Annotated in this window: 11 protein-coding genes and 4 pseudogenes; 7 read left to right on the top strand and 8 right to left on the bottom strand. The window is 60.1% G+C overall.

Features of this window, described 5'->3' with window-relative positions; genetic code table 11:
* Positions 1 to 264 precede the first annotated feature (264 nt).
* The 4 genes from ACI2KG_RS20195 to ACI2KG_RS20180 are packed head-to-tail and all read right to left on the bottom strand — an operon-like array spanning position 265 to position 5,343.
* Positions 265 to 1,818: an ABC transporter substrate-binding protein gene (locus tag ACI2KG_RS20195; protein WP_404663026.1), complete on the bottom strand. Its 1,554-nt coding sequence runs from the start codon at positions 1,816 to 1,818 to the stop codon at positions 265 to 267.
* A gap of 4 nt (positions 1,819 to 1,822) precedes the next feature.
* Positions 1,823 to 3,022 (bottom strand): LLM class flavin-dependent oxidoreductase, encoded by a 1,200-nt coding sequence (locus ACI2KG_RS20190; protein WP_404663025.1) that lies wholly within the window; start codon positions 3,020 to 3,022, stop codon positions 1,823 to 1,825.
* A 12-nt stretch (positions 3,023 to 3,034) separates the two neighbouring features.
* Complete coding sequence (locus ACI2KG_RS20185) at positions 3,035 to 4,258, bottom strand: lipase family protein (protein ID WP_404663024.1); 1,224 nt, start codon at positions 4,256 to 4,258, stop codon at positions 3,035 to 3,037.
* Positions 4,259 to 4,269: 11 nt separating this feature from the next.
* Positions 4,270 to 5,343 carry an ABC transporter substrate-binding protein gene (locus ACI2KG_RS20180; protein WP_404663023.1) on the bottom strand — a complete coding sequence of 358 codons (1,074 nt, stop codon included), beginning with the start codon at positions 5,341 to 5,343 and terminating at the stop codon, positions 4,270 to 4,272.
* A gap of 295 nt (positions 5,344 to 5,638) precedes the next feature.
* Here ACI2KG_RS20180 and ACI2KG_RS20175 point away from each other — a divergent pair, with 295 nt between their 5' ends.
* The gene (locus ACI2KG_RS20175) at positions 5,639 to 6,697 is read left to right on the top strand and encodes a sigma-54 interaction domain-containing protein (RefSeq protein WP_404663022.1); all 1,059 of its coding nucleotides are present in this window, start codon (positions 5,639 to 5,641) and stop codon (positions 6,695 to 6,697) included.
* A 153-nt stretch (positions 6,698 to 6,850) separates the two neighbouring features.
* On the opposite strand, the gene ttdB is transcribed toward ACI2KG_RS20175, so the two are convergent.
* Positions 6,851 to 7,459, bottom strand: a complete 609-nt coding sequence (gene ttdB / locus ACI2KG_RS20170) for a L(+)-tartrate dehydratase subunit beta (protein WP_085678993.1) — start codon at positions 7,457 to 7,459, stop codon at positions 6,851 to 6,853.
* 57 nt (positions 7,460 to 7,516) lie between these two features.
* Here ttdB and ACI2KG_RS20165 point away from each other — a divergent pair.
* From ACI2KG_RS20165 to ACI2KG_RS20145, 5 genes and pseudogenes are all read left to right on the top strand, one after another.
* Positions 7,517 to 7,816 (top strand): annotated as a pseudogene (locus tag ACI2KG_RS20165) (fumarate hydratase); the annotation flags it as partial.
* Between the two features lie 62 nt (positions 7,817 to 7,878).
* Complete coding sequence (locus ACI2KG_RS20160) at positions 7,879 to 8,133, top strand: helix-turn-helix transcriptional regulator (protein ID WP_215521491.1); 255 nt, start codon at positions 7,879 to 7,881, stop codon at positions 8,131 to 8,133.
* Positions 8,117 to 9,349, top strand: a complete 1,233-nt coding sequence (locus ACI2KG_RS20155) for a type II toxin-antitoxin system HipA family toxin (RefSeq protein WP_404663021.1) — start codon at positions 8,117 to 8,119, stop codon at positions 9,347 to 9,349. Before ACI2KG_RS20160 ends, ACI2KG_RS20155 begins: the two co-directional genes overlap by 17 nt.
* 69 nt (positions 9,350 to 9,418) lie before the next feature.
* Complete coding sequence (locus ACI2KG_RS20150; protein ID WP_404663020.1) at positions 9,419 to 9,904, top strand: isochorismatase family protein; 486 nt, start codon at positions 9,419 to 9,421, stop codon at positions 9,902 to 9,904.
* A gap of 79 nt (positions 9,905 to 9,983) precedes the next feature.
* Positions 9,984 to 11,829 (top strand): annotated as a pseudogene (locus ACI2KG_RS20145) (DUF3857 domain-containing transglutaminase family protein).
* Here ACI2KG_RS20145 and ACI2KG_RS20140 read toward each other — a convergent pair.
* A pseudogene (locus tag ACI2KG_RS20140) lies at positions 11,737 to 12,516 on the bottom strand (transposase); the annotation flags it as partial. The pseudogenes ACI2KG_RS20145 and ACI2KG_RS20140 overlap by 93 nt on opposite strands.
* Before the next feature lie 319 nt (positions 12,517 to 12,835).
* On the opposite strand from ACI2KG_RS20140, the pseudogene ACI2KG_RS20135 reads away from it, so the two are divergent.
* Positions 12,836 to 13,172, top strand: a pseudogene (locus ACI2KG_RS20135) (IS5/IS1182 family transposase); the annotation flags it as partial.
* An 80-nt stretch (positions 13,173 to 13,252) separates the two neighbouring features.
* On the opposite strand, the gene ACI2KG_RS20130 reads toward ACI2KG_RS20135, so the two are convergent.
* Together ACI2KG_RS20130 and ACI2KG_RS20125 are read right to left on the bottom strand one after the other, a co-directional pair.
* Positions 13,253 to 17,761, bottom strand: a complete 4,509-nt coding sequence (locus ACI2KG_RS20130) for an RHS repeat-associated core domain-containing protein (RefSeq protein ID WP_404663019.1) — start codon at positions 17,759 to 17,761, stop codon at positions 13,253 to 13,255.
* Positions 17,758 to 22,500: a hypothetical protein gene (locus ACI2KG_RS20125; protein WP_404663018.1), complete on the bottom strand. Its 4,743-nt coding sequence runs from the start codon at positions 22,498 to 22,500 to the stop codon at positions 17,758 to 17,760. The genes ACI2KG_RS20130 and ACI2KG_RS20125 overlap by 4 nt, the downstream gene beginning before the upstream one ends.
* Positions 22,501 to 22,941: the final 441 nt, after the last annotated feature.

The following is a 22,941-nucleotide window of genomic DNA, read 5'->3' as shown; positions in this document are numbered from 1 at the left end:
CATTGCCTGTGCGATCGAGCGCCGCCCACGCGGCGCTTTGCGGGACAAGCCCTAATGTCAGTCAGTTAAGGCTACTGGAGTTGCTGTGCAGCCCCAAATTGCTTAACCGGTCGCTGTTAGGGCAAACTCGAAGCGGTTGTCGAAGATGTCGTCCGTGCCCTGCACCTGGTACGCGCTCACTGCACAGGCCCGAAGGCTTGCACTATCCTTGTGGGAGCTGGCTTGCCGGCGATAGGCCAGGACAGGCGATGCAAGGCTTGCAGGTCAACTTCTGAGCCACAAACTCTCGAACCGCCAGGTACTGAACAGCGACTGCTCGGCCTGTGCGCCACCCACGCGGGTGCTGACGCTGTCGAGCAGGTCGGCAAAGCCCCAGATCAGCATGCCGCCACGTTCGTACTGGATACGTTGCGCACGGTGCACCAGCGCCTTGCGTTGCTCCAGGTCCGGTTGGGCCATGGCGGCAAGGAAGGCGTCGCTGAATTCGCGGTCGTTGAAATGGGTTTTGTTGGCCACGGCAAACGGCGCGTCGGTATGGATGGCACTGGCCAGGAACGGGGCACCGATGCTGCCCCCGGTACTCAAGGTCCAGTCATCACGCTGCGGGCCCTGGAAGGTCGCCAGGTCGACCTGGCGCACGTTAACGGTGACGCCGATGCGCCGCGCCTGTTCGGCCAGCACCAGGGCGGAAGCCAGCCCCGGCCCTGGGGTGGTCACCAACTCCACCTGCAACTGCGCGTGACCGGCTTCGCGCAGCAATTGCGCAGCACGCTGCGGGTCATGCGGGCGCGGGCCGATGCTGTGGTCAAAGGTGGGGTCGAACGGTGCGTACAGCTCGTTGGCCACCCGGCCCTGGCCGTTCAGCGCACGGCGCACCAGCTCGTCGCGGTCGGCCAGCAGGCGAAACGCCTCACGCACCCGTGGGTCGTTGAACGGCGGCTTGGCAGTGTTCATGTCGAACGACAGCCAGTTGCCGCTCACCGACTTAAGCAGGCGCAACCGAGGGTCGGCCTGCAGCACTTGCAGGTGCTCGGTGGACATCACATTGGCCATGTCGATCTGCCCGGCCCGCAGCGCCGCCAGGCGGCCGGTCTGGCCCTTGAAATCGATGATTTCCAGTTCATCGGCATAGGGCTTGCCGGGTTTGTAGTAGTTGTCGAAGCGGGTGAACAGCGAACGCTGGCCGGGGGTGAAGCTTTTCAGTTTATAGGGCCCGGCACCGACCGGGTTGGTCACCGGGTGGTAGTCCACCGGCACGATGCCGCCGAAGTTGACCCAGGTTTCCGGCAGGGGCAGGTAGCTGCGCCCGTCACGGAAGCCCAGGCGCACGGTACGTGCGTCGAGCTTGACCAGGTTGTCGCGGTCGACCCAATGCAGCAGTGCCGCGTAGGGCGAGGCCAGTTGCGGGTCGGTCAGGCGGCGGATGGAGAAAATCAGGTCGTCGGCGTCGATGGTCTTGCCGTGGTGGAACTCAAGCCCGGGCTGCAGCCGCAGGGTCCAGCTGCTGGCATCGGCATTGGGCTCGGCGAACTCGGCCAAGGCCAGGCGCGGTTGCATCTGCTCGTCCCATTCCCACAGCTTGCTGTACAGGGCAAAGCCACGGACGATGCCGCTGCCGATCGGTTTGTGGGCATCGAGGTTGCCGCTCTGGTTGCCGGCGATGATGCCCAGGCGCAAGCGTCCGCCATGGCGCGGTTGGTCGGCTGCGCCGTGGGTCGGGCTGTCGGCCGGGCCGCAGCCGGCCAGCACCCCGCCGGCCAGTACGCCGGCGTGGCCGAGAAAGCTGCGCCGGCTCAGTGGGTAACCGTCCCGGGCCATGGCGTCAGGCCCCGTTGCTGGCGTGCAGTTGCACGGGGGCGACGGGCTGGCGGGCCAAGGGCGCACGCTGCTCGCGAAAGTGCGGCAGGATGTGCTCGCCAATCCGGTAGGCTTCTTCCAGGTGCGGGTAGCCCGCCAGGAAGAACAGGTCGACACCGATGCCGTGGTACTCGCGGATGCGCGCCACCACGTTGGCGTAGCTGCCCACCAGCGCGCAGCCCGGCGGGATGCCGATGTAGCCGAAACCGGTCCACACATTGGGGTGGATGAAGAAGTCGTCGAAGGCCTTTGCCTCGCCCTGGTCGCTGTAGCCGTGCTCGTAGCTCAGCTTGCGCGCGGTGCGCAGGCCGGCGTGGGCGGCGCGGGCCTTGACCGTGCCCTTGGCCACGCCTTCGTCGAAGAAACGCTTGGCCTCTGCCCGCGCCGCTTCTTCGCTGTCGCGGGCGATTATGTCGATGGACAGGCCAAAGCGGATGTCGCTGCGCCCCCACTTCAGTGCGCGAGCGCGGATATCGGCGATCAGCGCGGCGATCTCGTCCGGGTGCTCGGCGCGCATCAGGTAGAAGTCGGCATGCTTGGCGGCGAACTCGCGCGCCGCCACCGACGAGCCGGCCGTGCAGATCAGCGGCAATTCGGCCTTTTTCAGCGGGCCGCGCAGGCCGCCGCCTTCGGCCCGGTAATAGGCGCCTTCATAGTGGAACTGCTCGTTGTGCCAATAGCCGCGCACCACGTCCATGAACTCGGTAGCGCGGGCGTAGCGCTGGTCGTGGTCCTCAACGTCGCCGACCTGGCGCTGGATGGCATCCGAGCCGCCATTGATGATGTTCCACACCAGGCGGTTGCCGGTGGCGCGCTGGTAGGTCGCGGCCTGTTGCACGGCCACCCAAGGCGTGTAGTGGTAGGGCTGGAAGGCGGTGACGAACTTCAGCGTGCGGGTTTCCCGGGCCAGCAGCGAGCACACTGTCCAGGGCTCTTCTCCGGTGGGTGCGTTGACCATCAGCGCGCCGCCGAAGCCGTTGATTTCAGCGGCACGGGCGATTTGCCCGAGGTAGTCGATGTAAGTGAAATGATCCCCGACGGCAAAGCCGGATACTGCGCCGGTACTGGGGCCTCCGGCGTGCCAGTCGCCACGGTTGCGCGGGTCGCCGGGCAGGAACTGGGTTTCGCCGTGCAAGGGCAGGCGTGTGAAAAATTCGATGCTCATGGCGTGTGCTCCTTACTGAACGCTTGGGCTGCAGTTGGGTGTAACCGGCTGGCCGCTGATGACCTGGCGGGCGAAGGGGATCGAGTCCTTGAGCGAGGCATTCACTGTTTCGCTGTGGCCCAGGCCCTTGTACAAGTGGCCCTGTACCACCGAGCCGGCCTTGCAGGCGTCCTGCATCAGCGCCACCTGGGTGGCGGCAGCTGGGGTCTTGTCCTCGGCGCCGGTGCCGATGAAGATCGGCTGCGCCAGTTTCAGGGTCGGGTACGACACCTGTGCCAGCCATGGCTTGAGCTGGTCGCCCTGGTAGTCCTTCTTGGCGTTGGCCGGGGTCAGGCCGGTGCCGACCACATCACTGACCAGCGACGACAGGCAGCTGCTGCGCGCCTGTTCGAACAGCGGCAGGGCCTGGTCGGTGTAGAAATCGCGTGGGTCGATGCTCGGGTCGTACTGCTGAGCAGCAAGCAGGGTGTAGAAGCCGTAGGCGAGGGCCGGGTCGACCTTGTTCTGGTCCTGCTCGCCGACGTTCTTCGAACCCACGGTGTAGATCACCCCGGTGCCGATGCTGCCCTTGACCCCCAGTTTTGGTGCATAAGTGGCCGCATAAGCTCCGGCGGCAAAGGCGCCGGCACCGCCTTGAGACTGGCCGATGATCAACACCTTGTCGGCCAGCCCCGGCACGCCGGCGACCACGGCCTTGGCGGCATCGAGAATGCCGTAGGCGGCCATGCGGTTGTTCAGCAGCGGGTGGCCACCGGGCACGCCCAGGCCCTGGTAGTCGGTGGCGACAATGGCATAGCCCTCGTCCAGCCAGCGGTTGAGGTACTGCACATCGCGGTAACTGCGGCCGGCCCACGACGGTGCGCAGATGTCTGCCACGCCGACGGTGCCATGGCCCCAGCTGGCGACCGGCCAGCCGCCAGCCGGTGCCTTGCCCTTGGGAATGAATAGCGCGCCGGAGACCACGATCGGCGTCTTGCCGTCGATGCCGTCCAGCGAGGTGTAGAGAATGCGTTGCGCACTGGCCGCGTGGGGCAGGCTCAGCGCCTGCTCCAGCGGTTCGCTGCGCAGCAGCTTGCCGGGCGTGGCGGGGATGGCCTTGCTCCAGGTGTAGAAGGCCGAGACGCGGCCATCGCCCTGCTGCGTGTCAGGTTTGGGGGCATAGGTTTCGGCGGCCATGGCACCGATGGACAGGGCCAGGGCACTGAGACCGAAGACGAGCGAAGCAGGCAGTTTCATGGGTAAGGCTCTCAAGGTTGTTGGCTGATCTGGGCGTCGAGGGACGGCCAGTAGTGGGTCAGTTGCAGGTCGATCAGCGCCTGGCGGGTAAAGCCGGTGGCCAGGTCGTGGGTGATGTCGTAAGGCGTGCGGATCAGCCGATTGGCCAGGGCGTACTGGCCAAGGGCGTCGTAGTGGGCCTTGAGCTGGGCATCGCTTTTCGGCGCCCAGCGCGCCTGCCACGCCACCGGGTCGTCCTGGTCGTCGCGACGCAGCACGCTTTCGCTAACGCCGGCACGCGATGACAGCGCGTAGTACGCGTCGCGGTGCTGTTCCTGGGAGATCCACCAGGCCGCGCGCACCCAGGCGGTGGCCACCAGTTGCGTGAGGTCGGCGTGCTGCTGCACGAAGCGGTCGGTGCCCCACAGGTCCGAGACCAGCCGCCAGTCGTTGGCGCCCTGTTTGCTTGACCAGAGAATGCGTGCCACGCCTTTGTCTTCCAGGGCATAAGCTTCGTTGAGCAGCACGGCGGCATCGACCTTGCCGGCGGACACCGCTGCGGCGCCCACTTGCGGGTTGAGGTTGGCTATCTTGAAATCGCTCAACTGCAGGCCTTGGCTTTGCAGGAAGTTGCTGAAGGCGAACTCCCAGGGCCGGCCACGGTGGATAGCCAGGCGCTTGCCCTTGAGGTCGTGGATGCTGCGCACGGTGGAGTCACTGGGTACGACCAGGTAGATGTTGTTGCCGCTGCCGCCTGGCACCACCAGCTTGCCCGGCACCTGGCCGGCGCCTGCGATCACCGAGGGCAGGTCGCCGCGCACGGCAAAGTCCAGGTTGTCGTTGCTGAAGCCTTCGTTGATCTGCGGCCCGGCGCCGGCATGTGGCAAGGCGGTCCATTGCAGTTTTACGCCGCGGGCGGCCAGTTGCTGTTCCAGCCAGCCTTCTTCGATCACCCGGCCGGGGATACCGCCGAATACCGGCGCACCGCCCTGGGTGAAGGCGACGATGGCGATGCGCACCGCCGCCGGTGGCTCGGCTGCCAGCGCAGCCAGGCTGAGGAACAGGCCGCCCAGCAGGGCGAGGGCATGACGCCAGGGATTGTTCATGTGCAGCTCCAGGAAAAGGTTCTACAGGCCAGGAGCGAAATGCATGCCAGCCCCTTCAAAACTGGCTGTAGGCCTTTGTTTACGTGGCTTTCAGTCAACGGCGGCGGGGATGAGACAAGGCGGGCCTGCTGATCGGCGGGCAGGTGAGTGTTGGCGGGTTGCTGCTGGAGCAGCAGGGCGCTGCTGAAAAATCAAATATTCCTAATTTGGAATATCTAAATATTAATTAATAATTTTTTGATCTAATTTGTTTCATGCACTATGGGCCAGCGCGTCAACTGCCAGGAATGCCCCTATGTCGCTGATCACCCACCCCAATGCCCGCGAGCTGACCAAGTCGGTGCGTGCCACCGTGCTCGTGTTCAAGGACCCGCGCTCGCAGGAACTGCTCAGCCGTATCGAGCGCCTGGCGCCCAGCGAGGCCAACACCCTGATCATTGGCGAAACCGGCACCGGCAAAGAACTGGTCGCCCGGCATATCCATCACCTCAGCCGCCGAGGGCGTGAGCCTTTCGTGGCAGTCAACTGCGGGGCCTTTGCCGAAACCCTGGTGGAGAGCGAGCTGTTCGGCCATGAGAAAGGCGCGTTCACCGGCGCCACGGCCAACAAGGTCGGCTGGTTCGAGGCGGCCAATGGCGGCACGCTGTTCCTCGACGAGATTGGCGATTTGCCACTGAACATGCAGGTGAAGTTGCTGCGGGTGCTGCAGGAGCGCGAAGTGGTACGCCTGGGGTCACGTACACCGATCCCGATCAATGTGCGGCTGGTGGCGGCGACCAACGTCAACCTGGCCGATGCGGTGGTGGCGGGGCATTTCCGTGAAGACTTGTTCTACCGCCTGCATGTGGCGACCATCCGCCTGCCACCGCTGCGCGAGCGACCGGGCGATATCCTGCCGTTGGCGGAGTTCTTCATCGAGGAACATTGCCGGCGCCTGGGTTACGAACGTGCGTCGCTGAGCCCGGATGCCGAGCGCAAGTTGCTGGCGCACAGTTGGCCGGGCAACATCCGTGAGCTGGAGAATGCCATCCACCATGCGTTGCTGGTGTGCCGCTACCAGGTGGTGGCGCCGGCGGACCTGCACCTGGTGGATATGCGGCCTGCCGTAGCCGCGCAAGCTGCGCATCCGCACCTGCCGGCGCCCGGCGTGGCGGCGCCTGATCTGGAAGGCGCGTTGCTGGCATTGTTCGAGCAGAATGTGCCGAATTTGTATGAGCATATCGAGGAGACGGTGTTCAGGGCAGCGTATCGGTACTGCCATGGGAACCAGTTGCAGACAGGGCGGTTGCTCAACATCAGCCGCAACATCGTGCGGGCACGGCTGGAGAAGATTGGTGAGCTGACAAAAGCATGAGCGGCTACGCGGTCTTTGTAGGAGCGGCCTTGCGTCGCGATAGGGCCGCGTAGCGGCCCCAGCAATTCATGTGTTAACGCTGAAATGCTGGGGCCGCTATGCGGCCCTATCGCGACGCAAGGCCGCTCCTACAAATGACCGCGTAGGGTTCGGTTACTTGATAAACCGCACCTGGCTGTTGATCTTCTCGATCACTGCCCCTTTGCGCTCATTGAAACGGGCCTTGTTCTGCTCGAACAGGTTGTTGCCCTTGGTATCGATGGAGATGATCAGCGGCCCGAACTCGCGCACGCGGTTCACCCACAGGGTTTCCGGCATGCCCAGGTCCTGCCATTCGGCGCGTTCGATCTCTTCCACCTGGGTCGCCGCCAGCACCGCGCAGCCGCCGGGGAATACCGCATGCACGGCCTTGTTCTCCAGGCAGCCCGTGGTGGTTTCCGGGCCCATACCGCCCTTGCCGACAATCAGCTTCACACCGGTCTGTTCAATGAACTGCTTTTCGAACTTTTCCATGCGCATGCTGGTCGTCGGGCCGATGGAAACCATTTCGAAGCTGCCATCCTCTTTCTTCTTGACGATGGGGCCGGCGTGGAAAATTGCGCCGCCACGCAGGTCCACCGGCAACTCGCGGCCCAGCTCGATGAGCCGGCGGTGGGCAACGTCACGACAGGTGACCAACTGGCCGGTCAGGTAAACCACATCGCCCACGTTGAGGCTGGCCAGGTCTTCGTCGCTGATGGGGGTGCTGATGATCTTTTTCACAGGGCTGTTCACAGAGCTCTTCACAGGATCACCCCTTCGTGGGAGAGGATGTGCGAAGTGGACTCCAGCCACCCGAACGAAAGCGCGGCGATGATGGAAAAGCTGCTGGAAGACGGCCTGAACGAAATCGGCATCGGCCCGCAGGGCCTGACTGGCAATAGCAGCGTGATGGGCGTGAACATAGAGTCTTCGGCACGCCACCCCTCGACCATTGGTGTTGCGGTATCCACCGGTTGCTGGGCGCACCGCCGCGGCAAGATCCGCATCAACGCCGACCTGACCTATGTTGGGCGCCTATGCAAGCGAGAATCACGCCGAACACCTTGCTTCGAGAAACACCTATACAGCCTTTATTGAATCAAATACGATGCACTTATGTGGTTTTTACCAGAAATGCATCGTATATGGTGCAGTGGTGTATGAATGATTTGGGCGCATTGATCAAGAGACTGCGTAAAGACGCCGGGCTTTCTCAGGCCCAGCTCGCGCAACGTCACGGCATGAGCCGGGCAACCATTTCGGGGATCGAAAACAATTCGATCCCCGAAGTCGGCATTCGCAAGGTTGTCGCGATCCTGGAGGGCCTGGGCTATGAACTGACCGCTACGCCCAAGCGCCGGCGCAGGACACTGGATGAACTGAAAGCCGGGGGTATCCATGATCAGGCCGAATGATCGCCTGTACATCGGTGCAGGCGGCAGCACTGTCGGCACGTTGGGGCGCAGTGACGAGAACCCGCGTGACACGGTCTTCACCTATAACCCCGCAGCTGAAGGAGCTCAAGCCGTCTCGTTGACCATGCCGACGCGACTGGAGAGCTACAAGTGGGAGTATGGGATACACCCCTTGTTCGAGATGAACCTGCCTGAAGGGCACCTGAAAGAAGAGCTCATGCGGCGCTTCAGCAAGTCGGTGCGCGGGTTTGATGATTTCGCGCTGCTGGGCATCGTCGGCCCCCACCAGCTGGGTCGAATCAGCGTCGCCCAGCAGGCAGGCGACGACCCGATGCCGGGGATAACGCTGTCCAACCTGTTGGTTCACGACGGTGCCGAAGGCCTGTTCGCCGAGTTGTTAGGCACCTATGCGGCATACTCCGGCGTGTCGGGCGTTCAGCCCAAAGTGCTGGTGCGGGATGTCGATGCTGCCGCCCATGCTGTTGACCGGCTTACCCACCGTGGCGCCACGCACCTGGTGAAGGCATTCAACGAATCAGACTTTCCGCAGTTGGCGGCCAACGAATTTTTCTGCATGCGGGCGGCGTTGCATTGTGGCCTTGAAGTGCCTGAATTCCAGCTCAGCCAGCAGGGTAGGTTTCTGGTGGTTCAGCGCTTTGACATCGGCGAAAACGCCTACCTCGGGTTTGAGGACATGTGCGTGCTGTCGGGGTGGGGCACACGCAAGAAGTACGACGGCAGCTACCAAGGCTGTGCGCAATTGATCAAGCTGTATGTCACGCCCAGCCGAGTACCACGCGCGCTGGAAGACTTTTTCACCCTGGTAGCGTTGTGTGCGGGCATCCAGAACGGTGATGCGCATTTGAAGAACTTCGGCCTGCTCTATGAGCATTGCGCCGAAGACGCAGACATCTGGCTCGCACCTGCCTATGACTTGGTGACCACCACGGTGTACAGCAGCCACGATATCATGGGGCTGCTGCTGGGGGGCTCGAAAGCCTGGCCCAAGCGCAAGTTGCTGGTGCAATTCGGGCGTACCGCCTGCAACCTTACTGAAGCTCGCTGCAATGAGTTGCTGGGCAGGGTGCAGGCTGGCATGACGCAGGCAATGGCAGAAATGTCGGCCTACCGGCGCAGCCATCCAGCGTTTGATGAAGTGGGCGCGAAAATGGCCGCTGCATGGGCTGCAGGGCTGGCTAGAAGTATCGTGCCCTAGCGTGCCGGGCGACCACGGCATTGGCCCCGCGTTATACTCCGCGCCTTTTGCCCCTGCCGGAATCCGCTCATGCGCCAGGTTTTGCTCATCGTCGATGTCCAGTCCACCTTCAGCCCTCCCGAGTGGCTGGTTGATGGCCTGCGCCGGTTGTCGGCGAACATCCCCACCGTTGCCTCGGTCGAGTTGCATGACGAACAGGTCACGCCCTTTGAGCGCCAGCTGGGCTGGCACCCGGCGGCCGAAGACGAGAGCCTGGTCGAGGCCGACCAGGTATTCGTCAAGCATGGCTACGGGCAGAGCGCCGAGGCGATCGCGTACATCCGCCAGCTGGGCGTGGAGCGGGTACTGGTGTGTGGGCTGCAGACCGAAACCTGCGTGCTGGCTGCCGGCTTTGCGCTGTTCGATGCCGGGCTGACGCCGACCCTGGTCACCGACATGACGGTAGGCTCTTCGCTGGACCGCTCGGGCAAACTGGGCATCCAACTGTGGCAGCACCACTTTCGCCAGGTCGCCACCTCGGCCGAGGTGCTGGCGGAACTTGCCGAGGACCGCTAACGCATGTAATCACTTTGCCATCAAGCGGCGCCAATGCATATCATTGTCGATTGTTGTCCGCTGATCGAGAAGGATCTCCATGCTGAAAATGCCTCGCCTGGCAGCTGTTCTGCTGCCGGTCACAATCACCTGGTGTGGCCTTGCCCATGCCTTTACCGATGGCACCGACGGTTCCGTCACCTTGGAAGAGATCGAACAGGCTTTTGTCGTGCAGAAGGATGGTAGCTATCGCGTTGATGTCGACAGCGTGCTGCTGATCAATGAAGAGCGCGCCATCAAGGCCAATGCCGAGCAGCCGCTTGGCTACAACCGTTCGCTGGAAACGCTGGACGTGCTGCAGGCGTACACGCAGAAGCCCGATGGCCGCAAGGTGCCGGTCGATGCCGCGCACATCAAGGAGCAGCAGGAGCACGCGTCGGCCCAGGCGCCGATGTTCCAGGACTCGCTGAACAGTCATCTTCCCCGAGGTGGCGGTGGGCGACCGGTTGGTGCTGCGTTACCAGCGCAAGCGCTTTGCGCCGTTGTTCCCCGGGCAGTTTGAAGACATCACCGTACCGAGATTCCACCCGGTCGGGCAGTTCTCGCTGACCTACGACCTGCCGCAGGGCATGCCGCTGCAGGCCGATGCCCGCAGCTTCAAGGCCCCGCCGCCTGCCACGGTTGATGGCCGCACGGTATATCGCTGGGTCTACCAACCCGCGGCGCGGGCGCGGATCGAGACCGGGGCGGTGTCGTACCTGGATTACGGCCACTACCTGGCGGTGTCGACGTTCTCAGGCTTCAAGACTTCGCCCAGGCCTACCATGCCAGGGCCACGGTCGAAGTTACCCTGCAGATCCGCGAGCTGGCACAGCGCCTGACGGCCGGTTTGCCCACGGCGCGGGAGAAGGCCCTGACCCTGAGTGACTGGGTACGCCAGAACATCCGCTATGTGGCGGTGTATGTCGGCGCTGGCGGGGTAGTGCCGCATGCCGCGCAGACCGTGCTGGACAACCGTTACGGCGACTGCAAGGACCACGTTGCGTTGCTGGTAGCGCTGCAGAGTGCGGCAGGCATCAAGAGCACGCCGGCGATGGTCAACCAGGGCAATGCCTATGTGTTCCCCAAGGTGCCGACCCTAGGTGTGCTGAACCATGTGATCACTTATGTGCCGAGCCTGGATTTGTACCTGGACTCGACTGACCCGTCGATTGCCGCGGGGTACCTGCCGTTGACCGTTTTGAACAAGCGGGTGCTGCTGACTGCCACTGGCGAGTTCGGCAAAACCCCGGCCATGCAGTTGAACCAGGTGTCCAGTGACTTGCTGTTCAAGGTCAAGGCCGATGGTGGCGCCGACTTCACCCCATGTTTCCACAGTGAAAGGCTGGGCAAGCGAGATCAGCCGCTTCAGCCTGAAACTGATGAAACCGGCAGACCGCGACATGTTGGTGGAAAAAGTGCTGGCGGCTTACGGTCAGCGTGGCAGCGGCTCGTTCAAGATTGTGCCGCCTGCTGCCGACGGCGACTTTGTCAGCACCGTGGATGGGCGCACGAAAAACCTGGCCAACCTGCCCGGGCCGGTTGGCGTAGCGACGCTTACCAGCCTGGCCGGTGGTATCTCGCAGAACGTGTACAGCTTTACCCTGGAGAAGGAACGCAGCCAGAGTTTCGTGTGCATTGGCAACGACACGGTGGAAACCTCGCGCTTCGAGTTCCCGGCCCAGGTCAACGTGCTGGCGATCCCCAAACCCGTGAAGTTGCATGACGGCGATGTCGACTACAGCGCGCGCTAAACCCAGGACGGTAATGCCGTGGTGGTGGAACGGCACTTCAAGTTCAGCCCGGCCAACGTGGTGTGCACGCCTGACGACTTCAGCGCCATGAAGCCGGCGCTGGAGGCGATGATTCGCGATCTGCAGAGCCAGATTATTGTGCAGGCGGGTTGACCGCACGTTACTGGGGCTGCTACGCAGCCCATCGCCGGCAAGCCAGCTCCCACACAGCCTGTGTAGGAGCGGCTTTAGCCGCGAACACCGGCGCAGCCGGTGCCTATTTTGGGCCCGCCCCCTGCCAACCGATGACCGCCAGAAATACGCGTAGGTGGCGCCAGCCCTAACCAAGAACAGAAGTGCTGCGATGAGGGGAACCGTGACAGATCCGATCCGATCTCGCCCGCCAGTACCAATGCGGTGTCCACCCCAATGGTTGGAATTGCAGTTAGGTCGATCCCCAGAATTTTCCACAGTGCTTGGTGTAAGGCTGCCTGCTGGACGCCGCTTCGATGCGGGCTGCGTAAGGCTTTATTGCTGGCAATCCAGCACATCTGATTTGCGGCCGGTGATCTGCCGTGTGGCTCGGGCATTGACGAGGTAAACGTCGAAGCCGCGCTCGCTGAGAATTTCGTAAATCGGAATCCAGTACACGCCTGTGGACTCCATGGCGACCACTTTGATGCTCAGCCTTTCAAGCCAGTCGGCCATCTTCTGCAGGTCATCAGTGAAAGATGTGAACGATTGAACAGGGTCGTCATGGCGGGGATCGACCGCGACAAAGTGTTCGCGGCCGCCGAGGTCAATTGCAGCGCAATCGGGGTGAACGACGGTGAAGCGTTGCTTGGAAAACTTGCGCGACATGATGAATCCTCGGAGGATAGGCGCGCGCGGGGCACACGGTGGCGAAAGGGTTCACTCTGTCATACGTGGTCATTAGCTGATTCAGCTAATGCCTACAGGGACTTCACGCCGATACCGTGCGGATCACTCTCCTACGCGGGTGTGCGGACACACACCAGTGCGGGCTACGCTCTCTGTCCCGCGCACACGAACACTAACAAAGCAAAAGGCAGCTGGCCCTATCGGGCCAGCTGCCTTTTCTTTTTCAAAATGTCAGCGTCGCTGCAGATCTGAAGTCATGCACCCCATGTTTGCTGCGCGACAGCGCAGCCCGGGAGGGCTCAAACGCTTGCCCCTGAGATTGAATGAGCAAGGCTTGATCGATTTGTAAACCTGGATGATCGACTCAACCGCAGTACGCGCAACCCGAGCCTCATCTGGCGCCGGGAAAAAAGGGGCCTGACGAACCTGCCGATCACGCTCTAGGCCGCAGCCGAGGCGGCCTGACAACCAAAATCCACATGCTCTGCGACGCCAACGGGACACCGTTGCGCTTCCTTGAGCACATGTTTGGCTGGCTGAAAGAGAATCGCAGGATCGTGACACGCTTCGACAAGCTTGCGAAAAGCTATGCCGCTACGGTTTCACTGGCTTGTTCCATGCGGTGTTTGCGGTAACTCTTTTCGTACAGAGCCTTATCGCGGATTTTTCCGCGATAAGGCCGGTGCCGGCGCCAGAGCGAGAAAAGCTATGAACACTATTTCGGAGGGCTTGTGAAAATGAGTCCTTTCTTCAGGTTGCCAGCATCTTGTGGACCTGAAAATATGCCGGCTCCAAAGTTTAAAAATGCGCCGACCACTCGGTCAGGGACCGACGAAGTCTTATCGCCTACCCATCCACCGGCTGACTCGAAGAATGCTGTAGTGTTACTGATTTTTCCGGCATCTACGTCCTGCGTGAGTTGTACGTACTGCGCTAGCTTCGCTGTTGAAATATCGGCAGCTCCGTTGGAAGCCAAGTTTGAGTTCACCAAATTGACTGCTTGGCTGAAAGGTCTGTTGCTTTCGGCATTTATCAGCTGTTCGGCAAGCGCAGTGCGGTTTGGGATCGCCTCCATCGGCGGCTTTTGAGTGCCGGGCATGAGTGATTTTTTGGCGGTAGTAAATGCACCGGAAAACCAAGATGAATCGTTCGAGGGTGGAGTCGCAGCAGGGGGAACTTGGCCGGAGCCACCGGGTAGGGGTTTTCCACTTCCCCCCGCAGGATAGCCAATCTTGCCGTTGACTCTTTGCGGCATGCGCATTCCCAGTTTTTTCATTAGGGATGCTCCCATTCTTTGGTTAAGGCTGGGGCGAGCTATAGCACCCGGCGCGTACATCCAGCTACGCGAGCGCCCCAGTATTCTACTCATGCTATTGGACTGAATTGACAGGCGCAGGGTGCGTACGGTGGTCAACGCTTTTGAACCCAATTTCCCAAGTGTGCGTCCCAGATATCTGGCTCCGCTATGAGCCAAGCCTATCAGGCCAGCAGCCATCGCCGCCCATCCCAGTTTCTCTGCCAGTTCAGGGTTGGTCTGTTGCACCGATACCTGAGCGATGGTCAAACCGGCATACGCGAGCGTCGATCCATACATCACCGCCTTCGCCACGCCGGCCATCTGCGAGCCGAATGCCGGTGCACTGGCCAGTGCCATCATCACGTGCCCCACAGGTTCCAATATCTGCGACAGCTCCGGGTCCGACTGCCGCAATGCCATCCCCGTCGCCGTGACTGCGGCACCCGCTGTGTAGGCGATCATCAGGCCTGCGATCACCGGCGCACTGAGGGTGCCCGCTGAAGCTGTGATCATCAGTGCGCCAAAAATCGTTACGCCAGCGAACAACAGCCAATCCCCCACGCTGGCAGCCTGGGGCGGGGCCGTCTCCGTGCTGGGCGTCAGCGCGGCAATAATGTTATCGAACCTTGCCAGGCTGGCTGCCTGGGCCTGGCGGTTGAGCATGATGTGGCCACTGGGGTCCGCGAAATTGACCGGGTCGGCTTTCGGGCAGTAGGCACGGTCATTCGGGCCGGCTGCACCCAAGGGGCTCCAGTCGTCGGGCTGGCAGAATACTTTTTGCTGGGCGTCGTAGCAGCGGTAACCGTCGCCCAGATGGAAACCACCCGTCACCCGATCCACCCGCTGGCGGTTGTAACCGACGCCCACCGATTGAGCATTGAGGGTGGCCAGATGGGTGACGCCCCAGGGCGTGAACGTGACCGAATGGCGAACCCAGACGCCGTCTTTGAACTGGTATTCATCACCCCCACCGGTCTGCGGGTCGCCGAGTACGAACAGCCATTGACCGTCCAAGGCCACCGCAAGGCCTGCCTGGTCATCCAGCGTGAGGCGCTTGAGCACCTTGCCTGCACCATCCAACCAGGTTTCCCCACTCAGGCCATTGGGGCCATAATTGAGGATTCGCCGCTGGTTGTTGACGACATCACACTGGGCGATCAGCCGGTCATGTTCGTCGTACTCGTAATAGGTCAGCGGCGTTGTGCAACCCTTGTCAGTCACTGACCGCAGGCGACCGCTGTCGGTGTAGGCCAGGGACTGTTCCTGCTCGTTGGTTGCCAGGTTGCCGTTGGCGTCGTACGTCAGGGTGACTGTGCGGGTAATGGCCTTGCCGGCAAGGGTCGTGATGCAGGTCATCGCGGTACGCCGAGTGGGATGCAGCGCATCGTTGTAGGCATAGTTGCGTACCCGCGTGTCGTTGTTGCTACGTGTGGTCGCGCATTGGGTCATGCTGCCCAGTTCGTCGTATTGATACGTCTCTTTCTTGATGGCATGCCCTTCTTCATCCTTGACCTGCTCGCCATCCAGTGCGTCCACCGTCCACTGCTGCAGTTCATCGCTGGTGCCGGTCACGCTGGTGTAGTAGACGAATGTCTCGGTTCTTGCCCGCTTGCCGTCACGGTATAGCGTTTTGCTCAGCAACTGGCTGGCCGGTGACCAAGTTTGCTCGTAGCGCACCTTTTCCTGGCCGTTCAGCGAATAACGGAGCGTGGTTTCGCGGCCGAAGGCATCGTAGTCGTGCAGCACCTGCAAGTGTTGGCCGCTGCGCAGGTCTTGCACCGTCAGGCAGGCCAACTGGCCCAGTGCCGTGTACGTGTAATGGTATTCGAGGGATCCGCGGCGCAACCGGCTGCGGTAGCCTTGGGCATTCTCCCAGGCCTGCAGGGGCAGGGCATTGTTGTTCCATGTGCCAGTCAAGGCGCCGCGCAGGGTGGCTGAGGCCTCATCGCGCTGCTGTTGTCCGTGCACCGTCCGGTTGAAGCGCCAGGTGCCCAGCAGCAGCGGCTGCAAGGTTTCGCTGGTGACCAGGCTTTGATGATCACCCTGCACCGGGCGTTCGGCCTGCAAGGTCTGTGTGACGGTGTTCAACTTGAAGGTCACCAAAGGTACCCTGCTAGCGGTACTGTTGCCTTTTTGTGCATACCAGGACCGGCTGCCATCGTCGTTGCGCGCATGGTAAAGGTTGGTGCCGTCTGGCTTCACGTAACCGTCTGGTCGGGTTCGCAGCGTTTGACTGGTATCGCTGCCCCTCACCAGCGTTGACACGGCGCCCTCTTTGAACGTGCGGCTGGCCAGTACCCGTTCCGGCGCGGTCGCCGACTTTTTCACGCTCATGCGGATGGGGGCGTCGTTCAAGCCTTCATAGGCCCAGGCAATGATCGATTTGTCCGGTTGGGTCAGTTTCTCTGGGCGCCCCAGGCCGTCGTAGCTGATATCCCAGGTTCTGGCTTGCTTGGCATAGCCGGGAATGTCCTCGGTCACCTGGGTGCGCTGGCCTTTCTGGTTGAGGGTCTGGGTGGTCGTGATGGCAGCACCGGCGGCAGGTTTTTCCAGGCCTTTCCACGCTTCGTGCGTCAGAGTGACCGACCCATCCGCCAGGTTGCGCTGGGTGGTTTGTTGTGTGGTCAGTGCGCCTTGCGAGATCAGCCCCAGGGTGGAGCGGGTGGCCAACGATACATTCTGGTGTGCGTCGGTAACCACCGGGTCATGCCCGTGGGCCTGCCAGAACCAGTCCTTGCTCCGCTCGGGCAGTGCTTTGACGTTGTCGATGCGCAGGCCACCCGGCAGGTAGTCGAGCATCACCTGGCTGGCCATTTGCCCATCGCTGTCCCAGACTGTTGTTTCCACCGTGCAGTAATTGGCGGCACCGTGGTCGAGCCCTGGCACGCGTTGCAGCTCACGGCGCACGAGGCGTTGCTGACCATCGTAATAGCACTGCTGGTGACGCCCCTGGGCGTCGCAACTCCTGACCCAGTTGCCCTTGCCGTCTTGCGCGTAGTGGATGGATTGCGAGTGGGTAGATGCTAGCGAGGTCACCACGCCAGTGGTAAAGGCTTTTTCATCGAACGCATAGGTGTCACTGCGCAGGCCTCGGCCCAGGCTATCGTACCGATGGCAGGTGAACGCTATGGCCTTGCCCTCACTGTCTTGCTGGGTTTCTCGCAGCAGGCGGCCAGTGCGCGCCGACACGATCTGGCGTTGCAGAATGGCCGTTGCGGTCCCGTAGGGCGTGGTGCGCAGCAGTTGGTAAGTGGCGGCTTGTTGGCCGGTGCTCACCACCTCGGTCACGGTCTGGGTGCTGCGGACATTGTCGTTCTGGTACCACTGGGTGGCGATGCGTTCGCTGCTGCGGACCGCGCCGGCCTGGTGCTGGTAGTTGGCCTGTACCAGGGAGACCGACAGCCCCGTCGGTTTGGCCAGCTTCACGTCCTTCAATTCCAGCGTGTCACTGTCGGCAAACGCTTCGAAGCCTTCGAAGGTCAGCACGGTGTTGGGCAGCAGGGTGCCGTGCTCGTCACGCTGGTTCAGGGCGTAGCCGAACAGGGTCAGTACCGGGGCCTGGCGGGTACCGTCGGGCAGTAGCAGGTACTGGTATTGCGCGCACAATGGCAGCAGGCCTTTACCCGCCGTTGGGCGCTGGGTGCAGGTGAGCTGGGCGGCATCGGCCAGCGTCCTGCCGGTGCTGCCCAGGGTCGCGTTGGTACCGGCGGTGGTCTTGGCCAAGGTCAGCCCTGCAACCAGCTTGCTGATAGCCAGTGGATGGGCGTCGGCTTCGTAGTACCAGAGCCGTGTGTGCAAGCCATCGTCAGTGATGAACTTTATAGGCTCAAGGCCGCCTGGGCGGTAACGGGTAAGCGCGGTTTCCGTAAGCGAAGTCGCTGGAACGGTGGGCGCGGGGCTGGAGGTGGTCTGATCCGTGCTGGTCATGGCTGCTGCTCCTCGGTAGTGGCGGCGACGCGGAGATCTTCGACGGTGATGTGCTGCTCTGTTTGCCGCGGCTGGCGCAGCGGCCTGGGCACGGTGTCGTCGGTCTGATAGACATGGCGCGTGATGCGCTGCTGCTCGCCGGGGACCTTCTCGATCAGGCGCGCAAGTTGCGTGGCACCGTCGGCGCTGTGGGACCACTCCCAGCGGGTGGAGGGGACCTGTGCCAGGTCGCTGCCGACAGGGGCGTGCGCGTAGCGGGTGGCTGCGGTGATTTGCTTCCAACCACCTTCCCAGGCCCAGGCGTGGTGGGTATTGGGTTGCTGGCCACCGGGGACGAAGGTGTGGAGAGCGACGCGAGGTAATGAATGGAAAGGTAGCGAGTCGTAGGCGACCACTTCCCGTGAACCATCGTCCTCGGCAACGCAGCACAATATATTATCCAGCACTGGCGTCTTGGTGTACTGGAAGCGCAGGCGCTGGTCGGGTTTGTCCGTCTGGGGGGCGCTGGATCGAGTCAAACGCCTGAGCAGGCAGTCCCTGATGTCCAGGGTGATGCAGCAGCGCTCATCAGTCTCTGGCCAGAGGGTGAAAACGCTCTTTACGCTACCCTTTAGCATCGGCTCGGCGGAGTGTTCTGCCTTGAGCAGAACGTTGACACCATCCTTTATGCTATTCAAGCGGACATGGCCCTTCACGCCTTGCCAGGCCAGTTGCAGCGCTCGGCTGTCGGCCTTGAGTTGCAGGGGGACCAGGATCAACGCATTGCGTTCGGCTTCGGCGAGTGCCAGCGTCATTTCGGCTTTCAGTTTGTCCAGTTCTGTTTTATTCGCGGGGACCTGTTTGAGTTTTTCCAAATCCTTACCTACTAAGTCGGCGCCCCATAAGGTGCTGACACAGCCAGCGACAATGGAAGAGAGTTGTATGCCTCGGGTTTTTTCGTATTCGTCCATTTTTGCGCCAGGCAAAAGACCTACGCTTCCAGCCAACAAGCCACCGATAATGGTCCATATCGGCGGTTTATCTTTTGAGGGCGTTTTCAGCTCTTCCAGTGCGTTATCGACCTTCGCGATAACTTCATTGATCTGGCTTTTAGTGTTATCTTTAAACGCCCCGCCACTTTCTAAGTTGTCATGAGTCTGGGGCAAGCCAAGTATTTCCTCGTGGCCGTTCAGATATTCGATCGTGAAGGCCGTCAAGTGATAGACCTTTCGTTTACTACCTTCAGCGCTCAGCTCATGAGTAGTCCCTTGGCCCGCTTTGAGGGTATAGCCAAGGCCTACTATCGGCTCACCATTAATCAGTTTCTTGATATCCTCAATGCTGAGCTTAGCCACGGTCCCGTTGCCCAGTACTAGGCGCCGCTTTCGGTTGTCGTAACTTGAAAAGCCGGTGAACGCGAAGCCATCGCCGAGGGCGCTTTCGTTGGCACGTAACGGCGAATAGTTGAACGCCAGTGGAATCGCAGGCGTGTTTCCGGAGAGGCTGGAGAGCATTGCAATTGGGTGATGGAAGTGGAACAGGCCGGTCTGGGGCGAGACGCCATGAAGCTGCGAGCCGCTAGAGGCAAAAAGCTCGGACCCGTCGGTATTTCCCATGTCGGCACACAGTGTGTCGATCGCAGGTAGTTCCCTGTTTGCTTCTTTTTTTGTGATGCAGCTTTGAATTTTTTCCCAAAGAAAATTAGGCGATAAGATGCCGATCAGGATTGTTGCAGAAGCGCTATGTTCGTCTGGTTCGAAAGGATTGTTGAGGTCGAGTGAAAATCCGTAGTCATTTCGGTTACAGGAGATTAGAGAAAAGCGTCTATCGATGGTTTGAGCATTAAGCACAATGCAGAGTTGCTCGCGTGATGAGGAGGTCTGGATGTCGATAGTCGCGAGGTGGCATTGGGTGGTTGTTATGTTTGACAGGGTCTGTTTGATAAGATATCTGTTATATTTGAACTCCTTAAGGATGGCATGAAGTAGTTTGTAATTACTGGACTGCAAGTGAATCAGTGCGTGCCTAAGATCATGGGAAATATCAACGTAGTCCGCATGTGTGGCGGATTTCATGTCGTCGGAGATAAGGCGTAAGTTTGCTATTCCGTAGGTGTCAGTTGAGATTATAAGCTTGGAGAATTTGTTGGCGTTAGAGATATCAATCGAGTTTGTGGAGTTTTTGTGTAATGATGATTCTGATAGGTGTACATTGAGCTGTGTGTAATTTTTTTGGAGTAATTCTCTCAGCAACTCAAACGCGCTGTCGGCTTCGGGTGATCGTGCAGTCATTTCAAGAAATGCAGAATACATGTGATTTATGTTGTTCGTGTCGATGTCGATGCGGAGATGGCGGGTTCCGTATGTCTGAATGGGTCCTTTCACAGTGCGTTTATCGATGTGAAAGGGTAAGGGGATAATGTCTTGGTTGCTAGTATCCACAGGGGTTGAAATATTTTTTTTCAGTGTTGTTTGTAGCTGGAGAATAGCTGCCTCGCGCACTTCCCAATTGTTTAGAAAGGTCCCAGAAACATTGGCGTCGATGCTGAGTTCAAGCCAGACAACTCCGTTTTGTTTCAAGTGATCTTCAAGCGTTTTTGCTCGCTTGGCCCGCTCTTCTGCTTGATCTATCGAAAATGCCGTCGCCCACAAGGTAATGGTTGAAGCGTGGCAGAGGTACCCAGTGCGCGTATCACGGCTCTCAATAAGCAACTGAATACTTTTGTCGCCAATACAGGCGTCAAGCACATCATCAATGTCCTCGCTGGAGCGGCTTGACCATGCAGGTGACGCCAAGGGTTCGCTCATCCAGATGCGAAGTGGCACCGCTGCACGCAGGCAACGCCATGTCGAAGCAGGGGCCGTGCCGCTGCCGCTTGCCTGTTCCAGTCTGATGTAGGGTGCCAAGGGGCTGACAGCCAACTGGCTGGCCAACGCGCTGGGCCATTGTTTCTGCGCCTGCGTTGCAACACTTGGGCTGAACGTGAACGGTGATCCCGGCAGCGGTGCGCCCGTTACATCATCGTGTACCGCAATCATCACCTTGCTACCCAAGGCCAGGTCCGCGTTCACGGTGAATGACGCATGTTCAAGCCAATTGACGGATTCAAGTTGAACAGAAAGGTCAGACAGTTGCGGTATCCAGAGCTGGTTACCCTGCTGCGCAGGGGTGATGCTGATGCCATCGTCCTGGCGCTTGCCGGCCCGAAGCATCGCACTGTGCTGGTTGAGAAACTCGCACATCTGTTTGCTCCAGCTCCCGCCGGTGCTGTTCCCGTCGGGCTGGAAAAAATGGGATTCGTACAGGTGCTGGCTGGTCCTGTGGCGTACTTGGATGCAAGCACGCTCTTCCAAAGGCGGCGCTGCATCTGGAAGCGTGAGTGCACAGACCTGATTAGCCTTGAACGGCAGGTTGCTGAGCAGCTTGCAATGCGAATCAAACGCCCACAAACGGTCGACTTGGCTTTTCTGGACGTTGTTGTAGCCAGTGAAGGTTAGCGAGGTGGGGGCATCGGCGTTTTCGGTAAGTTCGGCGTCGTCCGACAGGTGCCCGGCCTGGAGCAGCACCGAACCGTCGACCAGCGTGTCGTCGGCCTGGATTGCCTTGACCAACGCAACCGGCCAGGCCACGCGGGCCTTGTTGGCTTCGGTCGCTTTGAGCGAGACGGTTTTCAGCACGCGCCCGTCGATGGGGTCGATCGCCCAGACGTGAATGCTTTCGTTCAACTGCAGGTCCCGGTCCGCCAGCACATGGCAGGGGCTTGCCCAAACGCAATCACCTGTGCCTAATGCACTGTAATCGAAGCCTGTCATGTCGGGCAACATGTCGTTATTTAATGCGCTGGCGGAAAGATCCTGCTGTGCAGTCGGGGGCCATGGTTCAAATGCCTGCGCGTCTGAAGGCACAACAATCAATGTTTTTTTTGTTGCGCGGGCATCCGTTACTGATTTGAAACCTTCTACGGCCGCGAGTGAATAGATTGTGCGGATGTCCTGAACAGAGATTTCAATGTCGTTGTCGTTGTCGTTGTCGTTGTCGTTGTCGTTGTCATAGTCATAGTCATAGTCATAGTCATAGTCGTAGTCGTAGTCGATGTGAGGTGCAGTGAAGTAATTCAGTAGAGGATATTGCCCCGCCAATTTTGTTTTGACGTCTCGGAGTATTTTGTCTGTCGATACGGTGATGTGTGGTGTGCTTGGCAGGGAAGGAGGGTTATTATCAAGATAGCCAAGTAAGCTATAGTTTTTCAGCGCTCGATGAGCAAGGGAGCTAAATTGGTTGTGCACATAATTGCGCTCGTCGATACGTTCATGCTGTGCTGCCACGTGTTCGACAGGGTGTTTAAGTTCAATCAGTACGGGTGTGTGGCTGAGGGCGAGCAGTGGGAGGTCGGCAATTGTTTTTATCGAAGCGCCCGCTTCAATCATTGTCGATACGTATACGTCGTAAACAGCTTCCTGACTTTTGTAAAATTCAGGGTTGCTGCTATAGAGCGTGATGATCTCGGGTCCAATGCCATCGATGCCCTTTAGAAGCTCCGTGTGCGCTGGGCCCAATGCGGATTCGTCAAAGACAAAACGTTTGGGGTATTTTCGTTGGGAGTCCTGAGCGGCTGTAATTCCGTCGCTCTCTACGCTCCAAAAAGCACTGGCGTTTGTATACAGGGCTTCAATTGTGACTTCGTCGCCTTTTTTTAGTTTGGCTTTTTCGATGACTTCTTTGTTGTAGCCTGTTTTGAATGTTTCTGAGAAACGTCCCATTGAGCTGTCCTTGGTGATCACCGTTGGTAAAAGGGTGTTAGGCGCTGGGTGAAAAGCCTTGATACTCGATATTGCTGCTTTGAAAACAGCCTAGAAATGCTCACTTAAAACCCGTAGAGTCGGGCGCAACCCCGGCCGTTCCTGGTTTGTTTTCGCCTGGCCAGACCTGCGTCTCCATACTTTTCACCCAGAGCCTAGGCGCTGGGATAGACATGTGGAATGGCCGGTATTGCAAGTAGAATGCTTTTGAGCCTTTAGCTTCATGCAGATCTGAAAGTTTGTCACCTGGCAAAAATGTCAGTTGCTGTGCTTCGAAGTTGACCTCTCGTACGCGCGATATGGCTCATGCAGGACAGTGGCTCCTACATTTATTCGAGCGCGAGAAGTCGGTGCGGCTGCCGTCGGAGAAGTACGTCGGGTTACCAGTCCAGGACGAGCCGC

Origin of the sequence: Pseudomonas sp. NPDC089407 (genome assembly GCF_044900445.1) — a bacterium.
GTDB lineage: Bacteria > Pseudomonadota > Gammaproteobacteria > Pseudomonadales > Pseudomonadaceae > Aquipseudomonas.
Note: the sequence above shows the minus strand (reverse complement) of the source record. Positions and strands in the feature narration are given on the sequence as shown.